Origin of the sequence: Sphingomonas sp. (assembly GCF_019749955.1) — a bacterium.
In the GTDB taxonomy this organism is placed as follows: Bacteria; Pseudomonadota; Alphaproteobacteria; order Sphingomonadales; family Sphingomonadaceae; genus Sphingomonas.
Map to the genome: position 1 here is coordinate 12,731 of NZ_JAIEPC010000020.1, position 14,387 is coordinate 27,117.

Annotated in this window: 17 protein-coding genes; 12 read left to right on the plus strand and 5 right to left on the minus strand. The window is 64.4% G+C overall.

The window, feature by feature from the left end:
* Window positions 1–16 precede the first annotated feature (16 nt).
* From K2W81_RS06595 to bfr, 12 genes are all read left to right on the plus strand, one after another.
* On the plus strand, window positions 17–1,957 hold the full coding sequence (locus K2W81_RS06595; protein ID WP_294102434.1) for a S9 family peptidase: 1,941 nt from the start codon (window positions 17–19) through the stop codon (window positions 1,955–1,957).
* 28 nt (window positions 1,958–1,985) lie between these two features.
* Window positions 1,986–2,942 carry an alpha/beta hydrolase gene (locus K2W81_RS06600; RefSeq protein WP_294102435.1) on the plus strand — a complete coding sequence of 319 codons (957 nt, stop codon included), beginning with the start codon at window positions 1,986–1,988 and terminating at the stop codon, window positions 2,940–2,942.
* A 47-nt stretch (window positions 2,943–2,989) separates the two neighbouring features.
* Entirely contained in the window at window positions 2,990–3,328 is a 339-nt protein-coding gene (locus K2W81_RS06605) for a metalloregulator ArsR/SmtB family transcription factor (RefSeq protein WP_294102436.1), read from the plus strand.
* Window positions 3,325–3,750, plus strand: coding sequence for an ArsI/CadI family heavy metal resistance metalloenzyme (locus K2W81_RS06610; RefSeq protein WP_294102438.1), 426 nt, complete (start codon window positions 3,325–3,327; stop codon window positions 3,748–3,750). Before K2W81_RS06605 ends, K2W81_RS06610 begins: the two co-directional genes overlap by 4 nt.
* A complete protein-coding gene (gene arsC, locus K2W81_RS06615; protein ID WP_294102532.1) occupies window positions 3,750–4,106 on the plus strand; it encodes an arsenate reductase (glutaredoxin) in 357 nt (118 codons plus the stop codon). The genes K2W81_RS06610 and arsC overlap by 1 nt, the downstream gene beginning before the upstream one ends.
* Window positions 4,107–4,108: 2 nt before the next feature.
* Window positions 4,109–4,759, plus strand: a complete 651-nt coding sequence (locus K2W81_RS06620; protein ID WP_294102440.1) for an MIP/aquaporin family protein — start codon at window positions 4,109–4,111, stop codon at window positions 4,757–4,759.
* Window positions 4,760–4,768: 9 nt separating this feature from the next.
* The gene (gene purL, locus K2W81_RS06625; protein WP_294102442.1) at window positions 4,769–6,985 is read left to right on the plus strand and encodes a phosphoribosylformylglycinamidine synthase subunit PurL; all 2,217 of its coding nucleotides are present in this window, start codon (window positions 4,769–4,771) and stop codon (window positions 6,983–6,985) included.
* 61 nt (window positions 6,986–7,046) lie between these two features.
* On the plus strand, window positions 7,047–7,721 hold the full coding sequence (locus K2W81_RS06630; RefSeq protein ID WP_294102444.1) for a nitroreductase family protein: 675 nt from the start codon (window positions 7,047–7,049) through the stop codon (window positions 7,719–7,721).
* Window positions 7,712–8,128: a hypothetical protein gene (locus K2W81_RS06635; RefSeq protein WP_366932217.1), complete on the plus strand. Its 417-nt coding sequence runs from the start codon at window positions 7,712–7,714 to the stop codon at window positions 8,126–8,128. The genes K2W81_RS06630 and K2W81_RS06635 overlap by 10 nt, the downstream gene beginning before the upstream one ends.
* Before the next feature lie 48 nt (window positions 8,129–8,176).
* Complete coding sequence (locus tag K2W81_RS06640) at window positions 8,177–9,418, plus strand: DUF418 domain-containing protein (RefSeq protein WP_294102446.1); 1,242 nt, start codon at window positions 8,177–8,179, stop codon at window positions 9,416–9,418.
* Between the two features lie 74 nt (window positions 9,419–9,492).
* Entirely contained in the window at window positions 9,493–9,666 is a 174-nt protein-coding gene (locus tag K2W81_RS06645) for a (2Fe-2S)-binding protein (RefSeq protein WP_294102447.1), read from the plus strand.
* Window positions 9,667–9,721: 55 nt separating this feature from the next.
* Window positions 9,722–10,201, plus strand: coding sequence for a bacterioferritin (bfr, locus tag K2W81_RS06650; protein ID WP_294102449.1), 480 nt, complete (start codon window positions 9,722–9,724; stop codon window positions 10,199–10,201).
* On the opposite strand, the gene K2W81_RS06655 is transcribed toward bfr, so the two are convergent.
* From K2W81_RS06655 to K2W81_RS06675, 5 genes are read right to left on the minus strand one after another with little or no spacing between them, the layout of a single operon-like run.
* Entirely contained in the window at window positions 10,198–10,623 is a 426-nt protein-coding gene (locus tag K2W81_RS06655) for an Hpt domain-containing protein (RefSeq protein ID WP_294102451.1), read from the minus strand. The genes bfr and K2W81_RS06655 overlap by 4 nt on opposite strands.
* Before the next feature lie 50 nt (window positions 10,624–10,673).
* Complete coding sequence (locus K2W81_RS06660) at window positions 10,674–10,919, minus strand: sulfurtransferase TusA family protein (protein ID WP_294102453.1); 246 nt, start codon at window positions 10,917–10,919, stop codon at window positions 10,674–10,676.
* The gene (gene der / locus K2W81_RS06665; RefSeq protein ID WP_294102455.1) at window positions 10,916–12,280 is read right to left on the minus strand and encodes a ribosome biogenesis GTPase Der; all 1,365 of its coding nucleotides are present in this window, start codon (window positions 12,278–12,280) and stop codon (window positions 10,916–10,918) included. Before der ends, K2W81_RS06660 begins: the two co-directional genes overlap by 4 nt.
* Before the next feature lie 41 nt (window positions 12,281–12,321).
* Entirely contained in the window at window positions 12,322–13,641 is a 1,320-nt protein-coding gene (locus tag K2W81_RS06670; protein WP_294102457.1) for a PQQ-like beta-propeller repeat protein, read from the minus strand.
* On the minus strand, window positions 13,638–14,339 hold the full coding sequence (locus tag K2W81_RS06675; RefSeq protein ID WP_294102460.1) for a tetratricopeptide repeat protein: 702 nt from the start codon (window positions 14,337–14,339) through the stop codon (window positions 13,638–13,640). The genes K2W81_RS06670 and K2W81_RS06675 overlap by 4 nt, the downstream gene beginning before the upstream one ends.
* Between the last annotated feature and the right edge of the window lie 48 nt (window positions 14,340–14,387).

Genomic DNA, 14,387 nt, shown 5'->3' on the forward strand with positions numbered 1-14,387 from the left:
TGAGGGGAGTTTGCCAATGCGCCGCCTGATCGCCACCCTGTTGCTGGCCGCCGCCGCTGCACCGCTCGGGGCCGAAATCCCGACGCCCGCGCGGCCGGTCACCGATCCCAAAAGCGTCACCTCGCCCGCCAATCCCAAGGCCCGCGCCGTGCCGGTCGAAGACATCGGCACGTCGCGCAGCCTTGGCGGCGCGGCATGGAGCGTGGATGGCAAGCAGATCTTCGTCGCCACCAACCTAACTGGGCGCGTCAACATCTGGCGCACTGACGCAGCGGGCAGCTGGCCTGTCCAGCTAACCCAGTCGGACGACGCCCAATATGGGCTGGCCCCATCGAGCGATGGCAAATATCTGTATTTTGAACAAGATGTCGGCGGCAACGAATATGCCGATATCTACCGCGTTCCCGTCGACGGCGGCGCGGTCGAGCAAGTGACGCGCACGGAGGACCGGCGCGAAAGCGCGCTGCTGGCCGGCGCCGACGGCATGTTCGCGTTGACGACCAAACTGAAAAGCGAAGGCCAATCGAACCTGGCGGTGATGGACGCGCGCGGTACGGTGCGCGTCCTGACGAAGGAAGCTGACCCGCGCTTTGGCTGGACTGCGGTCGCGTGGATCGAGGGCGGCAAAGCGATCATCGCCAATCGCGACGAGGTAGGTTCGGCAATCAGCGAGGTTTGGCGCGTCGACGTCGCGACTGGCGCGGCGACCAAACTCATCGCCAAAGCCGATACCGTTTTTCAAGCGGCCGACGCGACGCCCGATGGTCGGCTGATCGCCGTTTCGACCGACGACGGCACCGGGCAGCTCCATGCCGGGGTGTATAATGTCGCGACTAAATCCTGGACCTGGCCGAAGTCCACGCCGTGGGAACAGCAAGCGTCGGTGTTCACGCGCGACGGCGCCGCGATGATCTTTGCGGCCAACGCCGATACGCGCACCACGCTCTACAAGCTCGATTTGGCGACCGGCGCCGAAACGGCGCTGTCGCTGGCGCCGGGCGTCAACCGCCTGACCGGTGCCGAGCCGCGTTCCCCCGATGGCCGGACGGTGTTCGTCAATCATTCGGGCGCCGATTCGCCCGCCAATCTCTATCTTTACACGCTGGCGACCGGCCAGAGCCGACCGGCAACGCAACTTGCCATCGCCAGCCTGTCGCCCGACGTGCTGCCCAAATCGGACGTCGTGACCTATAAGAGTTTCGACGGCACGCTGATCAGCGCGGTGGTGACGATGCCCGCCAATCTGGCGCGCGACGGATCGCATCCCGCCATCGTCCTGCCGCATGGCGGACCGACCGGACAGGCGCTTGACGGCTATAGCCGCTATGCGACGGCGTTTGCGAGCCGCGGCTATGTGGTGATTCAGCCAAATTTTCGTGGCTCGACGGGCTATGGCAAGGTGTTTCAGGCGGCCAATTTCAAGGATCTGGGCGGCGGTGACCTAAAAGACACCGTCGCGGCCAAGGCCTTTCTGGTCGCGACCGGCTTCGTCGATCCGAAGCGCGTCGGCATTTTCGGCGGCTCCTATGGCGGGTTCATGACGCTGATGGCGATTGGGCGCACCCCAGATGAGTTCGCCGCCGCCGTCCAATGGTTCGGGATCATCAACTGGCGGACCATGTACCGCGATCAGGACGAGCTGCTGAAGGCCTATCAGCGCGGGCTGCTCGGCACGCCCGACAGCGACCCCAAGGTCTATGACGCCGCGTCGCCCCTCACCTACATCAAGGCCGCCAAGGCGCCGCTGCTGACCATCCAGGGCGAAAACGACATTCGCGTGCCGCGCGGGCAGGCGCAGGAGGTCAACGATATCCTGAAAGCCAAGGGCAATATCGTCGAGACGATCTTCTACCCCGCTGAGGGCCATGGTTTCCAGAAGCGCGAGAACCAGCTCGATTCGCTCAAACGCACGGTCGAGTGGTTCGACAAATATCTGAAAGGCGCTCCGGCGAAGTGATGCTGCGCGCCAGCCTGACGGGGGAAGAATGCTGAAATTGCTGGGTTGGGCGGTCCTGATCATCATTGTGATCGTGGCCGGAACGTTGATCATTTTCCGTACACCCGACACCGATCCGGCTGAGATGCGCGCCAAATATGGCGGGTCGCCGTCGCAATATGTTGATCTTGGCGGCGGGCTGACGGTGCATCTGCGCGACACCGGCCCGCGCGACGCGCCGGTGCTGGTGCTGATCCACGGATCGAATGCGTCGCTCCACACCTGGGAGCCGTGGGCAGAACGGCTCGGCAATCGCTACCGCGTGATCCGATTCGACCTGCCCGGGCACGGCCTGACCGGGGCGAACCCGACGCACCGCTATGCCACCACCGATTTCGTCGATGTGGTCGAGCGCTTGCGGGCGAAGCTTGGCCTTACGCGCTTCGCGCTTGTCGGCAATTCGATGGGCGGCGGTTTCGCGTGGCATTATGCGCTCGCGCATCCCGGACGTGTCGCTGCGCTGATACTGGTCGATTCGGTCGGTCAGCCTGAACCGGGGAGCCAAACACCGCCGCTCGCCTTTCGCATCGCGCGGATGCCGGTCATCCGTAATCTCGCCACGGTGGTCACGCCGCGCAGCCTGATCGCCGATGGCCTGCCGCAGGCCTATGCCAATCCCAAGCTCGCCGACGACAAAGCGATCGACCTGTACTGGGAGCTGCTGCGCTACCCGGGCAATCGCGAGGCGACGATCGAACGCTTTGCGACGCCGTCGGACCCGGCGACGCCGGCGTTGCTCAAGCGGCTGAGAATGCCCGTTCTGATCTTATGGGGCGCGCAGGATCACCTAATTCCGGTGTCATCGGCGCAATGGCTCCACGCCAACATCCCCGGCAGCAAACTGATCGTCTATCCCAACACCGGCCACATCCCGATGGAAGAACGCGCCGACCAGAGCGCCGCCGATGTCCGCGCGTTTCTGCAAGGCGCCAATCCGGCCAACTGACCAGCCGCTTGCCATTTCGATATTTCTATAGTAGTCGAAATATCGAAATGAACGACTCGGGCCAAATCATCGCCGCGCTCGGCGCGCTTGCCCAATCGCACCGGTTGGCAGCGTTTCGCGCGCTCGTCGAAGCCGGACCGGCTGGCCTGCCCGCTGGCGACATCGCCACGCGGCTCGGCATTGCCGCTTCGTCGCTGTCGTTCCACCTCGCCCAGCTTGAGCGCGCCGGGCTGGTCCGCGCGGTGCGCGCCGGACGCTCGATCATTTACTCGGCCGACTTCGCCGCGATGACCGCGCTCGTCGGCTACCTCACCGAAAATTGCTGCGGCGGGGGCGTTTGCACCCCTGCCGATGCCGCCCTCCCCACTGAAAGGAACGCTGCATGAAGCGCCTGCATGTCCATGTCGCGGTCGATGATCTCGACCGTTCGGTCGGCTTTTACTCGACCCTGTTCGCGACCGAGCCGACCGTGATCAAGCCCGATTACGCCAAATGGATGCTCGACGATCCGCGCGTGAATTTCGCGATCTCGGCGCGCGGCGTGAAGGCAGGTGTCGAACATCTCGGCATCCAGGTCGAGGATGCGGGCGAGCTGGCCGAAGTCTATGCTCGGCTCGACCGCGCCGATGCGCCGGTGGTCGAGGAAGGCGCGACCACCTGCTGCTACGCCAAGTCCGAAAAGAGCTGGATTACCGATCCGCAAGGCGTGGTTTGGGAGACGTTCCTGACGCAGGGCGAATCGACCACCTATGGCACGTCGGCAACGATCGACGCGCTAACCGCTAAATCGGCATGCGGCTGCGCGTGATGCGGGCGACGATCTGGCATAATCCCGCGTGCGGCACGTCGCGCAGCACGCTGGCGATCCTTGAGGGAACGGCGGGGATCGAACTGACGGTGATCGAGTATCTCAACGACCCGCCGACTCGTGAAAAGCTGGTTCAGCTCCACCGCGACGCAGGCCTTACTCACCGTCAGGGCATGCGGACGACCAATTCCCCGGCGGCTGAACTGGTCGCCGAACTCAACCTGAAGGACGCCGACGAGGCGACGATCCTCGACGCGATGATGGCGCATCCGATTCTGATCCAGCGTCCGCTTGTCGAGACCGACAAGGGGGTGCGCCTCTGCCGCCCGCCCGAGACGGTGCACGAGATTTTGTGAACATGGCGAGCGCCCGCGCACTTGCGGCGGAATTCATCGGCTCGCTGATCCTGTTCGCGACCGTCGTCGGATCGGGCGTGATGGCCGAGCGGCTCGCGGGCGGCAATGTGGCGGTCGCGCTGATCGGCAATACAGCGGCCACCGGGGCCGTTCTCTACGTGCTGATCACGCTGCTCGGCCCGATATCGGGCGCGCATTTCAATCCGGCGGTGACGCTGACGCTGGGCGCGCGCAGGCTGTGGTTGCCATTCGTTGCGATGCAGCTGGCGGGCGGTGTTATCGGCGTGGTGGCGGCACACGCAATGTTCGACATGCCATTGATCGAGACGAGCACCCATATCCGCACCGGCGCAGGCCAATGGATCGGCGAATTCGTCGCGACCTTCGGCCTGTTGTTCACGATCGTTATCGGCAGCCGCCAGCGGCCCGAGGCCGTGCCCGCCCTCGTCGCGCTGTGGATCGTCGCTGGCTATTGGTTCACCTCGTCGACCAGCTTCGCCAACCCTGCGATCACGCTCGCCCGCGCACTGACCGACAGCTTTGCGGGGATTCGCCTGATCGATGTTCCCGGCTTCATCATCGCGCAGTTCGCTGGCGGCTGGATTGGCGCGCAGTTCGCAAATTGGCTGGTTCCTGCCGCGCACGCTCGCTAAAGCCAAGCCATGAGCCAGATCACGCCCGAAATCGTCGCCCAGCACGGGCTGTCCGAAGACGAATATGCCCGCGTCCTGAACGCGCTGGGCCGTGAACCCAACCTCACCGAGCTCGGCATTTTCTCGGTCATGTGGTCGGAGCATTGCAGCTACAAATCGAGCCGCATCCATCTGAAGAAGCTGCCGACGACTGGCCCGCAAGTCATCTGCGGCCCCGGCGAGAATGCCGGCGTGATCGACATCGGCGACGGCCAGGCCGCGATCTTCAAGATGGAGAGCCACAACCACCCGAGCTACATCGAACCCTATCAGGGTGCGGCGACCGGCGTCGGCGGCATCCTGCGCGACGTATTCACGATGGGCGCGCGCCCGGTCGCCAACATGAACGCGCTGCGCTTCGGTCGGCCCGATCATCCCAAGATGCGCCACCTGATCGCGGGCGTGGTCCACGGCATTGGCGGCTATGGCAATTGCGTCGGTGTGCCGACGGTCGGCGGCGAAGTGAATTTCCACGCCGCCTATGACGGCAATATCCTCGTCAACGCGATGACGGTTGGCGTCGCGGAGCAAGACAAGATCTTCTATTCGGCCGCGAGCGGTATCGGCAATTCGATCGTCTATGTCGGCTCAAAGACCGGCCGCGACGGCATCCACGGCGCGACCATGGCCTCGGCCGATTTCGGCGCGGACAGCGAGGAGAAGCGCCCGACGGTGCAGGTTGGCGATCCCTTCACCGAAAAGCTGCTGATTGAGGCCTGCCTCGAACTGATGGCGAGCGACGCAATCGTTGCCATTCAGGACATGGGCGCGGCGGGCCTGACCTCATCGAGCGTCGAAATGGCGTCGAAAGGCGGCGTTGGCATCCGGCTCGACATGGACAAGGTGCCGCAGCGCGAAACCGGCATGACGGCGTACGAGATGATGCTGTCCGAATCGCAGGAACGCATGCTGATGGTGCTGAAGCCAGGCCGCGAAGACTTTGCCGAGGCGATCTTCCGCAAATGGGAGCTCGATTTCGCGGTGATCGGCGAAGTGACCGACACGGGCCGGATGGTGCTCGTCCACCACGGCGCGACAGTGGCCGACATCCCGCTAGCCCCCCTCGCTGACGGTGCGCCGCTCTACGATCGTCCTTGGGTGCCGACGCCGCCCGCCAAGGCGCTCGTCAACGTGCCGACATCGACCGACGTCGCCGCCGATCTGCTCAAGCTGATGGCGTCGCCCGACCTCGCCAGCCGCCGCTGGATTTGGGAGCAATATGACCAGAAAGTCGGCGGCGATACGCTCCAGCCACCGGGCGGCGACGCAGCGGTGGTGCGCGTTCATGGGACGAACAAGGCGCTGGCCATCACCACCGATTGCACCCCGCGCTATTGCTTTGCCGATCCGGTGGAGGGCGGAAAGCAAGCAATCGCCGAAGCGTTTCGTAATCTCTGCGCCGTCGGTGCGAAGCCGCTCGCGACCACCGATTGCATGAATTTCGGCAACCCACAGCGGCCCGAAATCATGGGCCAGTTTGTCGGCTGTATCGAGGGCATGGCCGAAGCCTGCCGCGCGCTCGACTTCCCGATCGTGAGCGGCAATGTGTCGCTCTACAACGAAACCAAGAACGATGACGGCTCGGGCAGCGCAATCCTGCCCACACCGGCCATCGGCGGCGTTGGCCTCATCGACGACTGGACCAAGGCGGCGACAATTGCCTTCAAGGGTACCGGCGACGTCATCGTGCTGATCGGTGAGCCGCGCCACGATCTCGGCCAGTCGCTCTGGCTGCGCGAGTTGCACGGCCGTGAAGAAGGCTCACCGCCCCGCGTCGACCTTGCTGCCGAGCGCCGCAACGGCGACTCCGTCCGCGAGTGGATCGCGAAGGGTGCTCTCAGCGCCGTCCACGACGTGTCCGACGGCGGACTGCTGGTCGCGGTCGCCGAAATGGCGCTCGCCGGCAATATCGGCGCGATGCTGTCCGCCCCCCTGCCCTATGGCCTGGCCGAGACCTATTTTGCCGAGGACCAGGGGCTTTATGTCGCCACGGTGCGCGATGAACAGCTCAACGACTTCCTCCACGCTTCGATCGACGCAGGCGTGACGGTCGAGCGGATCGGCCGGACGATCACCAAGCGGATCATCGTCGAATGCCCGCGCACCGATCATGTCGTAACACTCGACGATCTGCGTACAGCGCATCAGGGATTCTTCCCCGCGCTGATGGGGGCGTCGAACACCTGATCGGGCAAACGCGGCACGGCGGCGACTTGCCCGTTCCGCGAACGTCGGGCATCGTCGCGTCATGCTCGATCACCCTGCCCAACCTTGGCCCGGCTTGCCCGCGCTCCCCGACGAAACGCGCATCGCCCAAGCGCAGGCGTTTCGCGACGACCTGCGCCAGCGGCGCACCTGTCGCTACTTTGCCGACACACCGGTACCCCGCGCGGTGATCGAAGCCGCGATCGAGGCAGCCGGAACCGCGCCATCGGGCGCGAACCACCAGCCGTGGCATTTCGCGGTGATCGGATCGCCCGACCTCAAGGCGCAGGTCCGTGCCGCCGCCGAGGACGAGGAGCACGCCTTCTACGCGGGCAAGGCCAGCGCCGAGTGGCTCGATGCGCTGGCACCGCTCGGCACAGATGCCGACAAATCCTATCTGGAGATCGCACCGTGGCTGATCGTCGTCTTCGCCCAGCGGCGCGGCGGGATCGAGCCGGGCGACGACAAGCAGAATTACTATGTCAACGAAAGCGTCGGCATCGCGACGGGGTTCCTTCTGGCTGCGCTGAATGCCGCCAATATCGCCACGCTTACCCACACCCCCAATCCGATGCGCTTCCTCAACCGCGTCTGCGCGCGACCCGATAGCGAAAAGCCGATGATGATTGTCGTCGCAGGGCACGCCGCGCCCGACGCCACCGTGCCGCTGCACGCGCTGCGCAAGAAGCCCTTGGGGCAAATCAGCAGTTGGCTCTGACAGCGGGCTATTCGGGCACGCCGCTGGCGAAGAAGCTCGGATACAAGGCGGGCATGCGCTTATGGTTCGACAATGCCATGCCGCAGAGCGTGCGGCTGGAGATCGATCCAGCTGCAATCGGCGTCGAGGAACTGCCCGAACCCGCATCGGGGCTGGAAGCCGCGCACATGTTCGTCACCCTCGAGTGGGAACTCCGCAGCGCGATCGGCGTGCTTCGCCCGCTGCTTGCGCCGACGGGTTTCATCTGGGTGTCCTGGCCCAAAAAGGCCTCGAAAGTCCCGAGCGAAATCACCGAAGACCTGATCCGCGAGATCATCCTGCCGACGGGGCTGGTCGACACCAAGGTGTGCGCGGTGGATGCGATCTGGTCGGGGCTCAAGCTGATGATCCGCCGCAGCGCGCGTTGACCCTCGCGCTGTATTAGAATAATAATACGGCACATTCGGGGGAATTCAATGACCATCACAGCGCCCGTTGGCGACCGCATTGCTACGCTCGACGTCGTTCGCGGCGTCGCGGTAATGGGCATTCTCATCATGAACATCGTCGCGTTCGGCATGCCCGAGGCGGCCTATATGAACCCGCGCGCCTATGGCGGCGACACCGGCATTGACCTCGGCGTCTATCTTTTCAATTTCATATTGTTCGACGGCAAGATGCGCGGGCTATTTTCGTTCCTGTTCGGCGCATCAGCGTTGCTGGTGATCGAGCGGGCGCAGGCACGCGGGGCGAGCGCGGCGCGCGTCCATTATGCCCGGATGGTGTGGCTGTTCCTGTTTGGCGTGCTGCACCTCTATCTGATTTGGTGGGGCGACATCCTCAATCATTATGCTCTGATCGGGTTGATCCTGTTCTTCTTCCGCAACTGGCGGCCGCGGTCGCTGGTGATTGCGGCTGTGGTGCTACTGACCTTGGAGGCGGCGCTGATCTCGAGCTTGCCGCTCTCGGTCGCGGCGGCCAACGCAGCCGCCAGCAAGCCCAACGCTACCGCGAAAGAGCTCAAGCGCCGCCAGAGTCAGGAGAACACGTTCGGCAAGCCTTCACCCAAGAAGATTGCCGAAGAACTGCGCGCCTATCGGGGCAACTATGCCGATACGGTCGCCAAGCGCGCCGAAAGCGGCGTCGGCGCCGTGGTCGGCACCTTCTTTGCGGTCGGGATGGAAACGCTGGCGTATATGCTGCTCGGCATGGCGATGTTCCGGACCGGCATGTTGCGGGGCGAATGGCCGGTCGAACGTTACCGGCGCTGGGTCGTGATCGGCTTCGGGATCGGGATTCCAGCCTATGCGGCGATCGGCTGGTATATGGTCCACGCGGGCTTCACGGCGTTTTCGGTGGCGCTCGGCGTGCTGGCGCTGTCGGTGCCGTTCCGCCCGCTGATGATCATGGGCTGGGCAAGCCTGATTGCGCTGCTGGCCCGCGCCGGCGGGCCGCTGATTGAGCGGATCGGGGCCGCAGGGCGCATGGCGTTCACCAACTATCTGATGACGTCGATCCTCTGCTCGACGATCTTCTATGGCTATGGCTTCGGGCTGTTCGGCTATCTTGGGCGCGCCCAACTCTATCTGGTCGTGTTCGGCATGTGGGCGCTGATGCTGCTGTGGTCGAAGCCTTGGCTCGATCGCTATCGTTATGGCCCGTTCGAATGGGTCTGGCGGAGTCTCGCGCGCGGGGCGTTCCAGCCGATGGCGCGATGATTGCGATCCGCTCGCAATAAGACCCTTGCGAATCACTCGCATTAGCGTAAGCTGTGGTCAGAGAGCGAGGGTCGATGGTCGTCTGCATCTGCAACAATATCCGCGAGACGCAATTGCGCGAAGCCGCCCGGCGCGAGGCCGCGGTCAGCGCCTGCGCCACCTACCGCGCGCTCGGCTGCCGCGCCAAATGCGGCCAGTGCATCCGGACCGCGCGCGCAATTCTGGCCGAAGAACGCGCCGCCGCTTGACGGCCAGCGCGCCAGACGGTCAAAGGGTCAAGGCATTTCCGGCAAGGAGCGCGCGGTGAAAGGCGACCCCAAAGTTCTCGAATTTCTGAACCTCGTCCTCAAAAACGAGCTGACGGCGGTCAACCAATATTGGCTGCACTACCGGATGCTCGACAATTGGGGCGTGCGCAAACTCGCCGCGCACGAACGCCACGAATCGATCGAGGAAATGCAACACGCCGACAAGCTGGCGGAGCGCATCCTCTTCCTCAACGGCTTGCCGAACTTCCAGCTGCTTGGCCGCCTGCGGATCGGCGAAAGTGTCGAGGAAGTGTTGAAGGCCGATCTCGCGCTCGAGCATGAAGCAATCGCCGTTTTGCGTGACGCGATCGAGCATTGCGAAAGCGTGCGCGATTATGTCAGCCGCGATTTGTTCGCGTCGATCCTCGGCAATGAGGAAGAGCATGTCGACATGATCGAAACGCAGTTCGAAATGATCGAGCGGATGGGACTTGGCAATTACATCCAGCTCAACAGCCAGGCGGTCGAGGACTAGGCCCGACCAAAGCCGGAGACGGCACGCTTGCCGAAGCCCTGGCGGCGCTCGACGAGCGGATTGGCTTCGCGCAACAACTGGATCAGCGTGTCGTTGAACAACTGGCGCAGCCCGACAACCGTTTGCAGCGCTTCGTCTGGCGAATCATGTGTTTCGACGCATTGGCGCGCGATAACTTCGATCGTCTCAGCCGCTTCGGCGAGCGGCTTTGCGCCGAACTGTCGGGCTTCGCCCTTCAGCGTATGCGCCGGGATCACGAGCGCGGCGGCATTTTTCGCGCGCATCGCGGATTCGATCGCGTCGACCGATTTGGTGCCGTCTTCCTGAAAATAGCCGAGAATGCGGACGAATCCCGCGCCAAGTTCGGCGCGTGCGACCGCAAAGGCGTCCCAGTCGACCAATTTGCTCTGCGTTACCGACACGCGTTCCACCCTTTGCCCGAAGCCGCCCGCCCACTGACTTCACCTTCGTTCTACTCGACGGGAGTAAACGAGTTGTTGACGGGAGTGCACCTTTCGATGCGAAACTTCGGGGCGATATCTTTGTCGATCAACGTCATATCGGCGCCCGCAGCGGCAGCAACTGCCGCCAGCTCGCCCGGCGCAGCAGGGTCGTCGGCGATGATCTCGACCGAATCGGCGCCGTCACGCAGCGCGCGGGCCAAGCGGATCGCCGGCCACGGGCAGCGCAGGCCGCGCGCATCAATCTGCGTCGTCAATTGCCGAAGGGGTTTTTCGGCGCGCGCAAGGTTAGCCGCACGGGCACCGCGCCAAAGCCAAGGTCACGCCGGATGCCGTTGACGAGATAGCGCTGATAGCTCTCAGGCAACTGGTCGACCCGCGTGCCGAACAACACGAAGCCGGGTGGGCGCGTCTTGGCTTGCGTCACATAGCGCAGCTTGATGCGTTTGCCGCCGGGCGCGGGTGGCGGGTTGGCCTCCAGCGCGCGTTCGAACCAGCGGTTGAGCTCGCCGGTCGACACACGGCGCGACCATGCCTCGCGCACTTCGAACGCGGCCCCCAGCAACTGGTCGATGCCCTTGCCGGTCACTGCCGAGACGGTCATCAGCGGCACGCCTTTCACCTGCGCCAGCCCCTCGTCGAGGGCTGCCCGCACGCCGTTGAACAGCTTCGACGCATCCTCGGCGACGTCCCATTTGTTCATCGCGATCACCAGCGCGCGGCCTTCCTGCAGCACACGGTCGGCGATCTTCAAATCCTGCACTTCGAGCCCGCGCGTCGCATCGAGCAGCAGCACGACGACTTCGGCGAAATCGATCGCGTGGAGCGCGTCGGCGACCGACAATTTCTCCAGCTTGTCCTGCACGTTCGCGCGCTTGCGCATGCCGGCAGTGTCGATCAGCCGCACTTTGCGCGGGCCGGACGTGGGATCATTCCACTCCCAATCGATCGCGATCGAATCGCGCGTGATCCCCGCTTCCGGCCCGGTGATCATCCGGTCTTCGCCGAGAATGCGATTGACCAGCGTCGACTTGCCCGCGTTCGGACGCCCGACAATCGCGAGCTTCAACGGCGCCGCAGGATCGTCGAGATCGATTTCCTCCTCCGGCTCAGCCTTGCCTTCCAGATGCGGGAACAGCGCTTCGAACAGGTCGCCCATCCCCTCGCCGTGCTCGGCCGAGAGCTGTACCGGATCGCCGAAGCCCAGCGTCAGCGAATCAAGCACCCCCGCCTCGCCCGCGCGCCCTTCGGCCTTGTTGGCGACCAGCACCACCGGCGTGGTCGATCCACGCAGCCAGCGCGCGATTTCCTCGTCGAGCGGCACCAGCCCCACGCGCGCATCGATCATGAACAGCGCGACATCGGCCATTTTGAGCGCTGCCTCGGTCTGCTGGCGCATGCGACCGGGTAGCGATTGCGTGTCCTCATCCTCGTAACCGGCGGTGTCGACGACGCGGAAATCGAGGCCGATCAGGTTCGCCTCGCCCTCGCGCCGGTCGCGCGTCACGCCGGGGCGATCGTCGACCAGCGCGAGCTTTTTGCCGACCAGCCGGTTGAACAGCGTCGATTTGCCGACATTGGGGCGGCCGATGATTGCGACGACGGGGAGATGTGCCATCGCCGCTCCCTAAGCCGAATGCCGCGATTCCGCCAGCGCCCTCAACGATAGGCGGTAATCTTGCCCTTGCTGTCGAGCACATAAAGGATGTTGTTGGCGACAACCGGCGGCAGCGAGAAGGGAATGCCGCCCTTGATCTTGCTGCCCAGTTCGCCGTTGGTGGCCTTCACCGACAGGATTTCGCCGCGCGAATTGACGACGATCAGCCGCCCGCTCGCGAGCACCGGTCCCGACCAATAAATGGGGTTGGTGCGCTTCTTCTTGTTCTTGAAGCCGCCGATATCGGTGATCCAGCGGATCTTGCCGTTGGCGCGCGACATGCAAATCATCCGGCCGTCGTCGGTCGACACGAACAGCCACTCGCCCGCGATCCAAGGCGTCGAGATGCCAGCGATGTTGAGTTCCCACAGGCGTTTGCCCGTCGTCAGCTCAAGCGCGACCATGCGCCCGCCTTCACCGATAGCGTAGACGCGGTCCTGGTCGATTACCGGCGACGCATCGATATCGGCGATGCTCGACACCGATGTCGTCACGCTGGTGCGCGACAACGTGTCAGCCCACAAGGTCCGCCCATTTTCATAGCGATAGGCATTGAGCTCGCCCGAGGAGAAGCCCGCGACCACGGTACCGCGCCCCGTTGCCGGCGCTGCGACGCCGAACACGCCCTGCGATTCGAGCGTGCCGGTCTGCGTCCATTGCACCGCGCCGTCGGTCTGCGACAGCGCGAAGAGCTGATTGTCCTGGCTCAGCACATAGACCGATCCGTTCGACACTGTCGGCGATCCGCGCAGCGGGCCGCCCGGCTTGACGCGCCACAACATTTTGCCGTCGGCGGCCGACAGCGCGATGACATCGCCCAAACCGTCGGTCGCGAATATCTTGCCGTCGTCAAAGCTCGCGCCGCCGCCGAAGCGGGCTTCGCGATTCTTCTTGTCGCCGAATATCTCCGTGCTCCACAGCTTGCGACCGGTGTCGGCGGCAAAAGCGGTCACGGTCGCGTTGACATCGACCACGAACAATTTGCCATCGGCAATCACCGGCGCCGCGCCCAGCCGCAGCTTGGGCGTGCCGCCGCGGATACGCGCGGACCACAGCCGCGTCGGACTCGCGCCCAGCGTGATATGGCCCATCGACTTCGACGCATCACCGCCGGGCTGCGCCCAATTGGCGTTGGTCTCGGCCGGGGGCAGCAGCACCTCGACCTCGGCGATGGTTTTGTCGGCCTCGGCGCCATTTTCTGACACCAGGATCGGCACGCGATCGCCCAAGGTTGGCGTCTTCTTGGGGCCTTTGAACGTCCCGCAAGCGCCCAGCGCCAGCAGCGCAGTGAGCGTCACGGTCAGCGTCAGTGTCTTCTTCATTGCGGCTTTATGTCCTTGCTATCCTTGACGGCGTCGACGCCAAGCGTGCCCGCCATTTGCACCGCGCGCGTGCGCAGCGTTTCGGGCAGTGTTTCGTCCTCGGCCATCGCGGCATAGAGCTTGCCGGCCTGGTCACGGCGGTTGGTCTGGAGATAGGCAATCGCCACCAGCTCGCCCGCGCTGCCGAACCAGGGATTGCCCTTGACCGCCAGCGGCTTCAGCCGCGCGATCACCGTTTCGGGCTTCAGCGTGTCGAACTCGGCATTGGTCTGGCGGATCAGCGCGAGGTTGCGAAAGGCTGGCGACAAGCCGGTGTCATTGGCGATGGCGCCGAAAATCCTGGCGGCGCCCTTCAGATCATTCTTCTGCAGCGCGATGTCGCCCTGGACGAAGCGCGCGCTGGCGGCATAGCCATCGCTCGACGACGCGGCGAGTTCGGCGAGCGGCTTTTCCGCTGCCTTGACGTCACCCTTGCCCAGCGTTTCGAAGACGCCCGTCAGCTTGGCGCCCTGCGCGCCCGCTGCCTGATCATTATAGTTCTGCCAGATCAGATAGCCGCCGAACGCCAGCAGCCCGGCGACGACCGCGCCGATCATCACCCGCCCATAGCGCTGCCAGAGCTGCGCCGCCTGATCGCGCCGCAATTCTTCGTCGACTTCGCGCAGGAATGCTTTGTCGGTTGTCGGCGTAACGGCCAAGGTGGACTCCCTTTGGGTGTGGAAAGGCGCGGACCTTAGCGGCGCGGC

What these genes read in the sequence shown, in the direction of transcription:
- K2W81_RS06595 (WP_294102434.1), top strand. Translation starts at nt 17, where the DNA reads ATGCGCCGCCTGATCGCCACCCTGTTGCTGGCCGCCGCCGCTGCACCG.
- K2W81_RS06600 (WP_294102435.1), top strand. Translation starts at nt 1,986, where the DNA reads ATGCTGAAATTGCTGGGTTGGGCGGTCCTGATCATCATTGTGATCGTG.
- K2W81_RS06605 (WP_294102436.1), top strand. Translation starts at nt 2,990, where the DNA reads ATGAACGACTCGGGCCAAATCATCGCCGCGCTCGGCGCGCTTGCCCAA.
- K2W81_RS06610 (WP_294102438.1), top strand. Translation starts at nt 3,325, where the DNA reads ATGAAGCGCCTGCATGTCCATGTCGCGGTCGATGATCTCGACCGTTCG.
- arsC (WP_294102532.1), top strand. Translation starts at nt 3,750, where the DNA reads ATGCGGGCGACGATCTGGCATAATCCCGCGTGCGGCACGTCGCGCAGC.
- K2W81_RS06620 (WP_294102440.1), top strand. Translation starts at nt 4,109, where the DNA reads ATGGCGAGCGCCCGCGCACTTGCGGCGGAATTCATCGGCTCGCTGATC.
- purL (WP_294102442.1), top strand. Translation starts at nt 4,769, where the DNA reads ATGAGCCAGATCACGCCCGAAATCGTCGCCCAGCACGGGCTGTCCGAA.
- K2W81_RS06630 (WP_294102444.1), top strand. Translation starts at nt 7,047, where the DNA reads ATGCTCGATCACCCTGCCCAACCTTGGCCCGGCTTGCCCGCGCTCCCC.
- K2W81_RS06640 (WP_294102446.1), top strand. Translation starts at nt 8,177, where the DNA reads ATGACCATCACAGCGCCCGTTGGCGACCGCATTGCTACGCTCGACGTC.
- K2W81_RS06645 (WP_294102447.1), top strand. Translation starts at nt 9,493, where the DNA reads ATGGTCGTCTGCATCTGCAACAATATCCGCGAGACGCAATTGCGCGAA.
- der (WP_294102455.1), bottom strand. Translation starts at nt 12,280, where the DNA reads ATGGCACATCTCCCCGTCGTCGCAATCATCGGCCGCCCCAATGTCGGC.
- K2W81_RS06670 (WP_294102457.1), bottom strand. Translation starts at nt 13,641, where the DNA reads ATGAAGAAGACACTGACGCTGACCGTGACGCTCACTGCGCTGCTGGCG.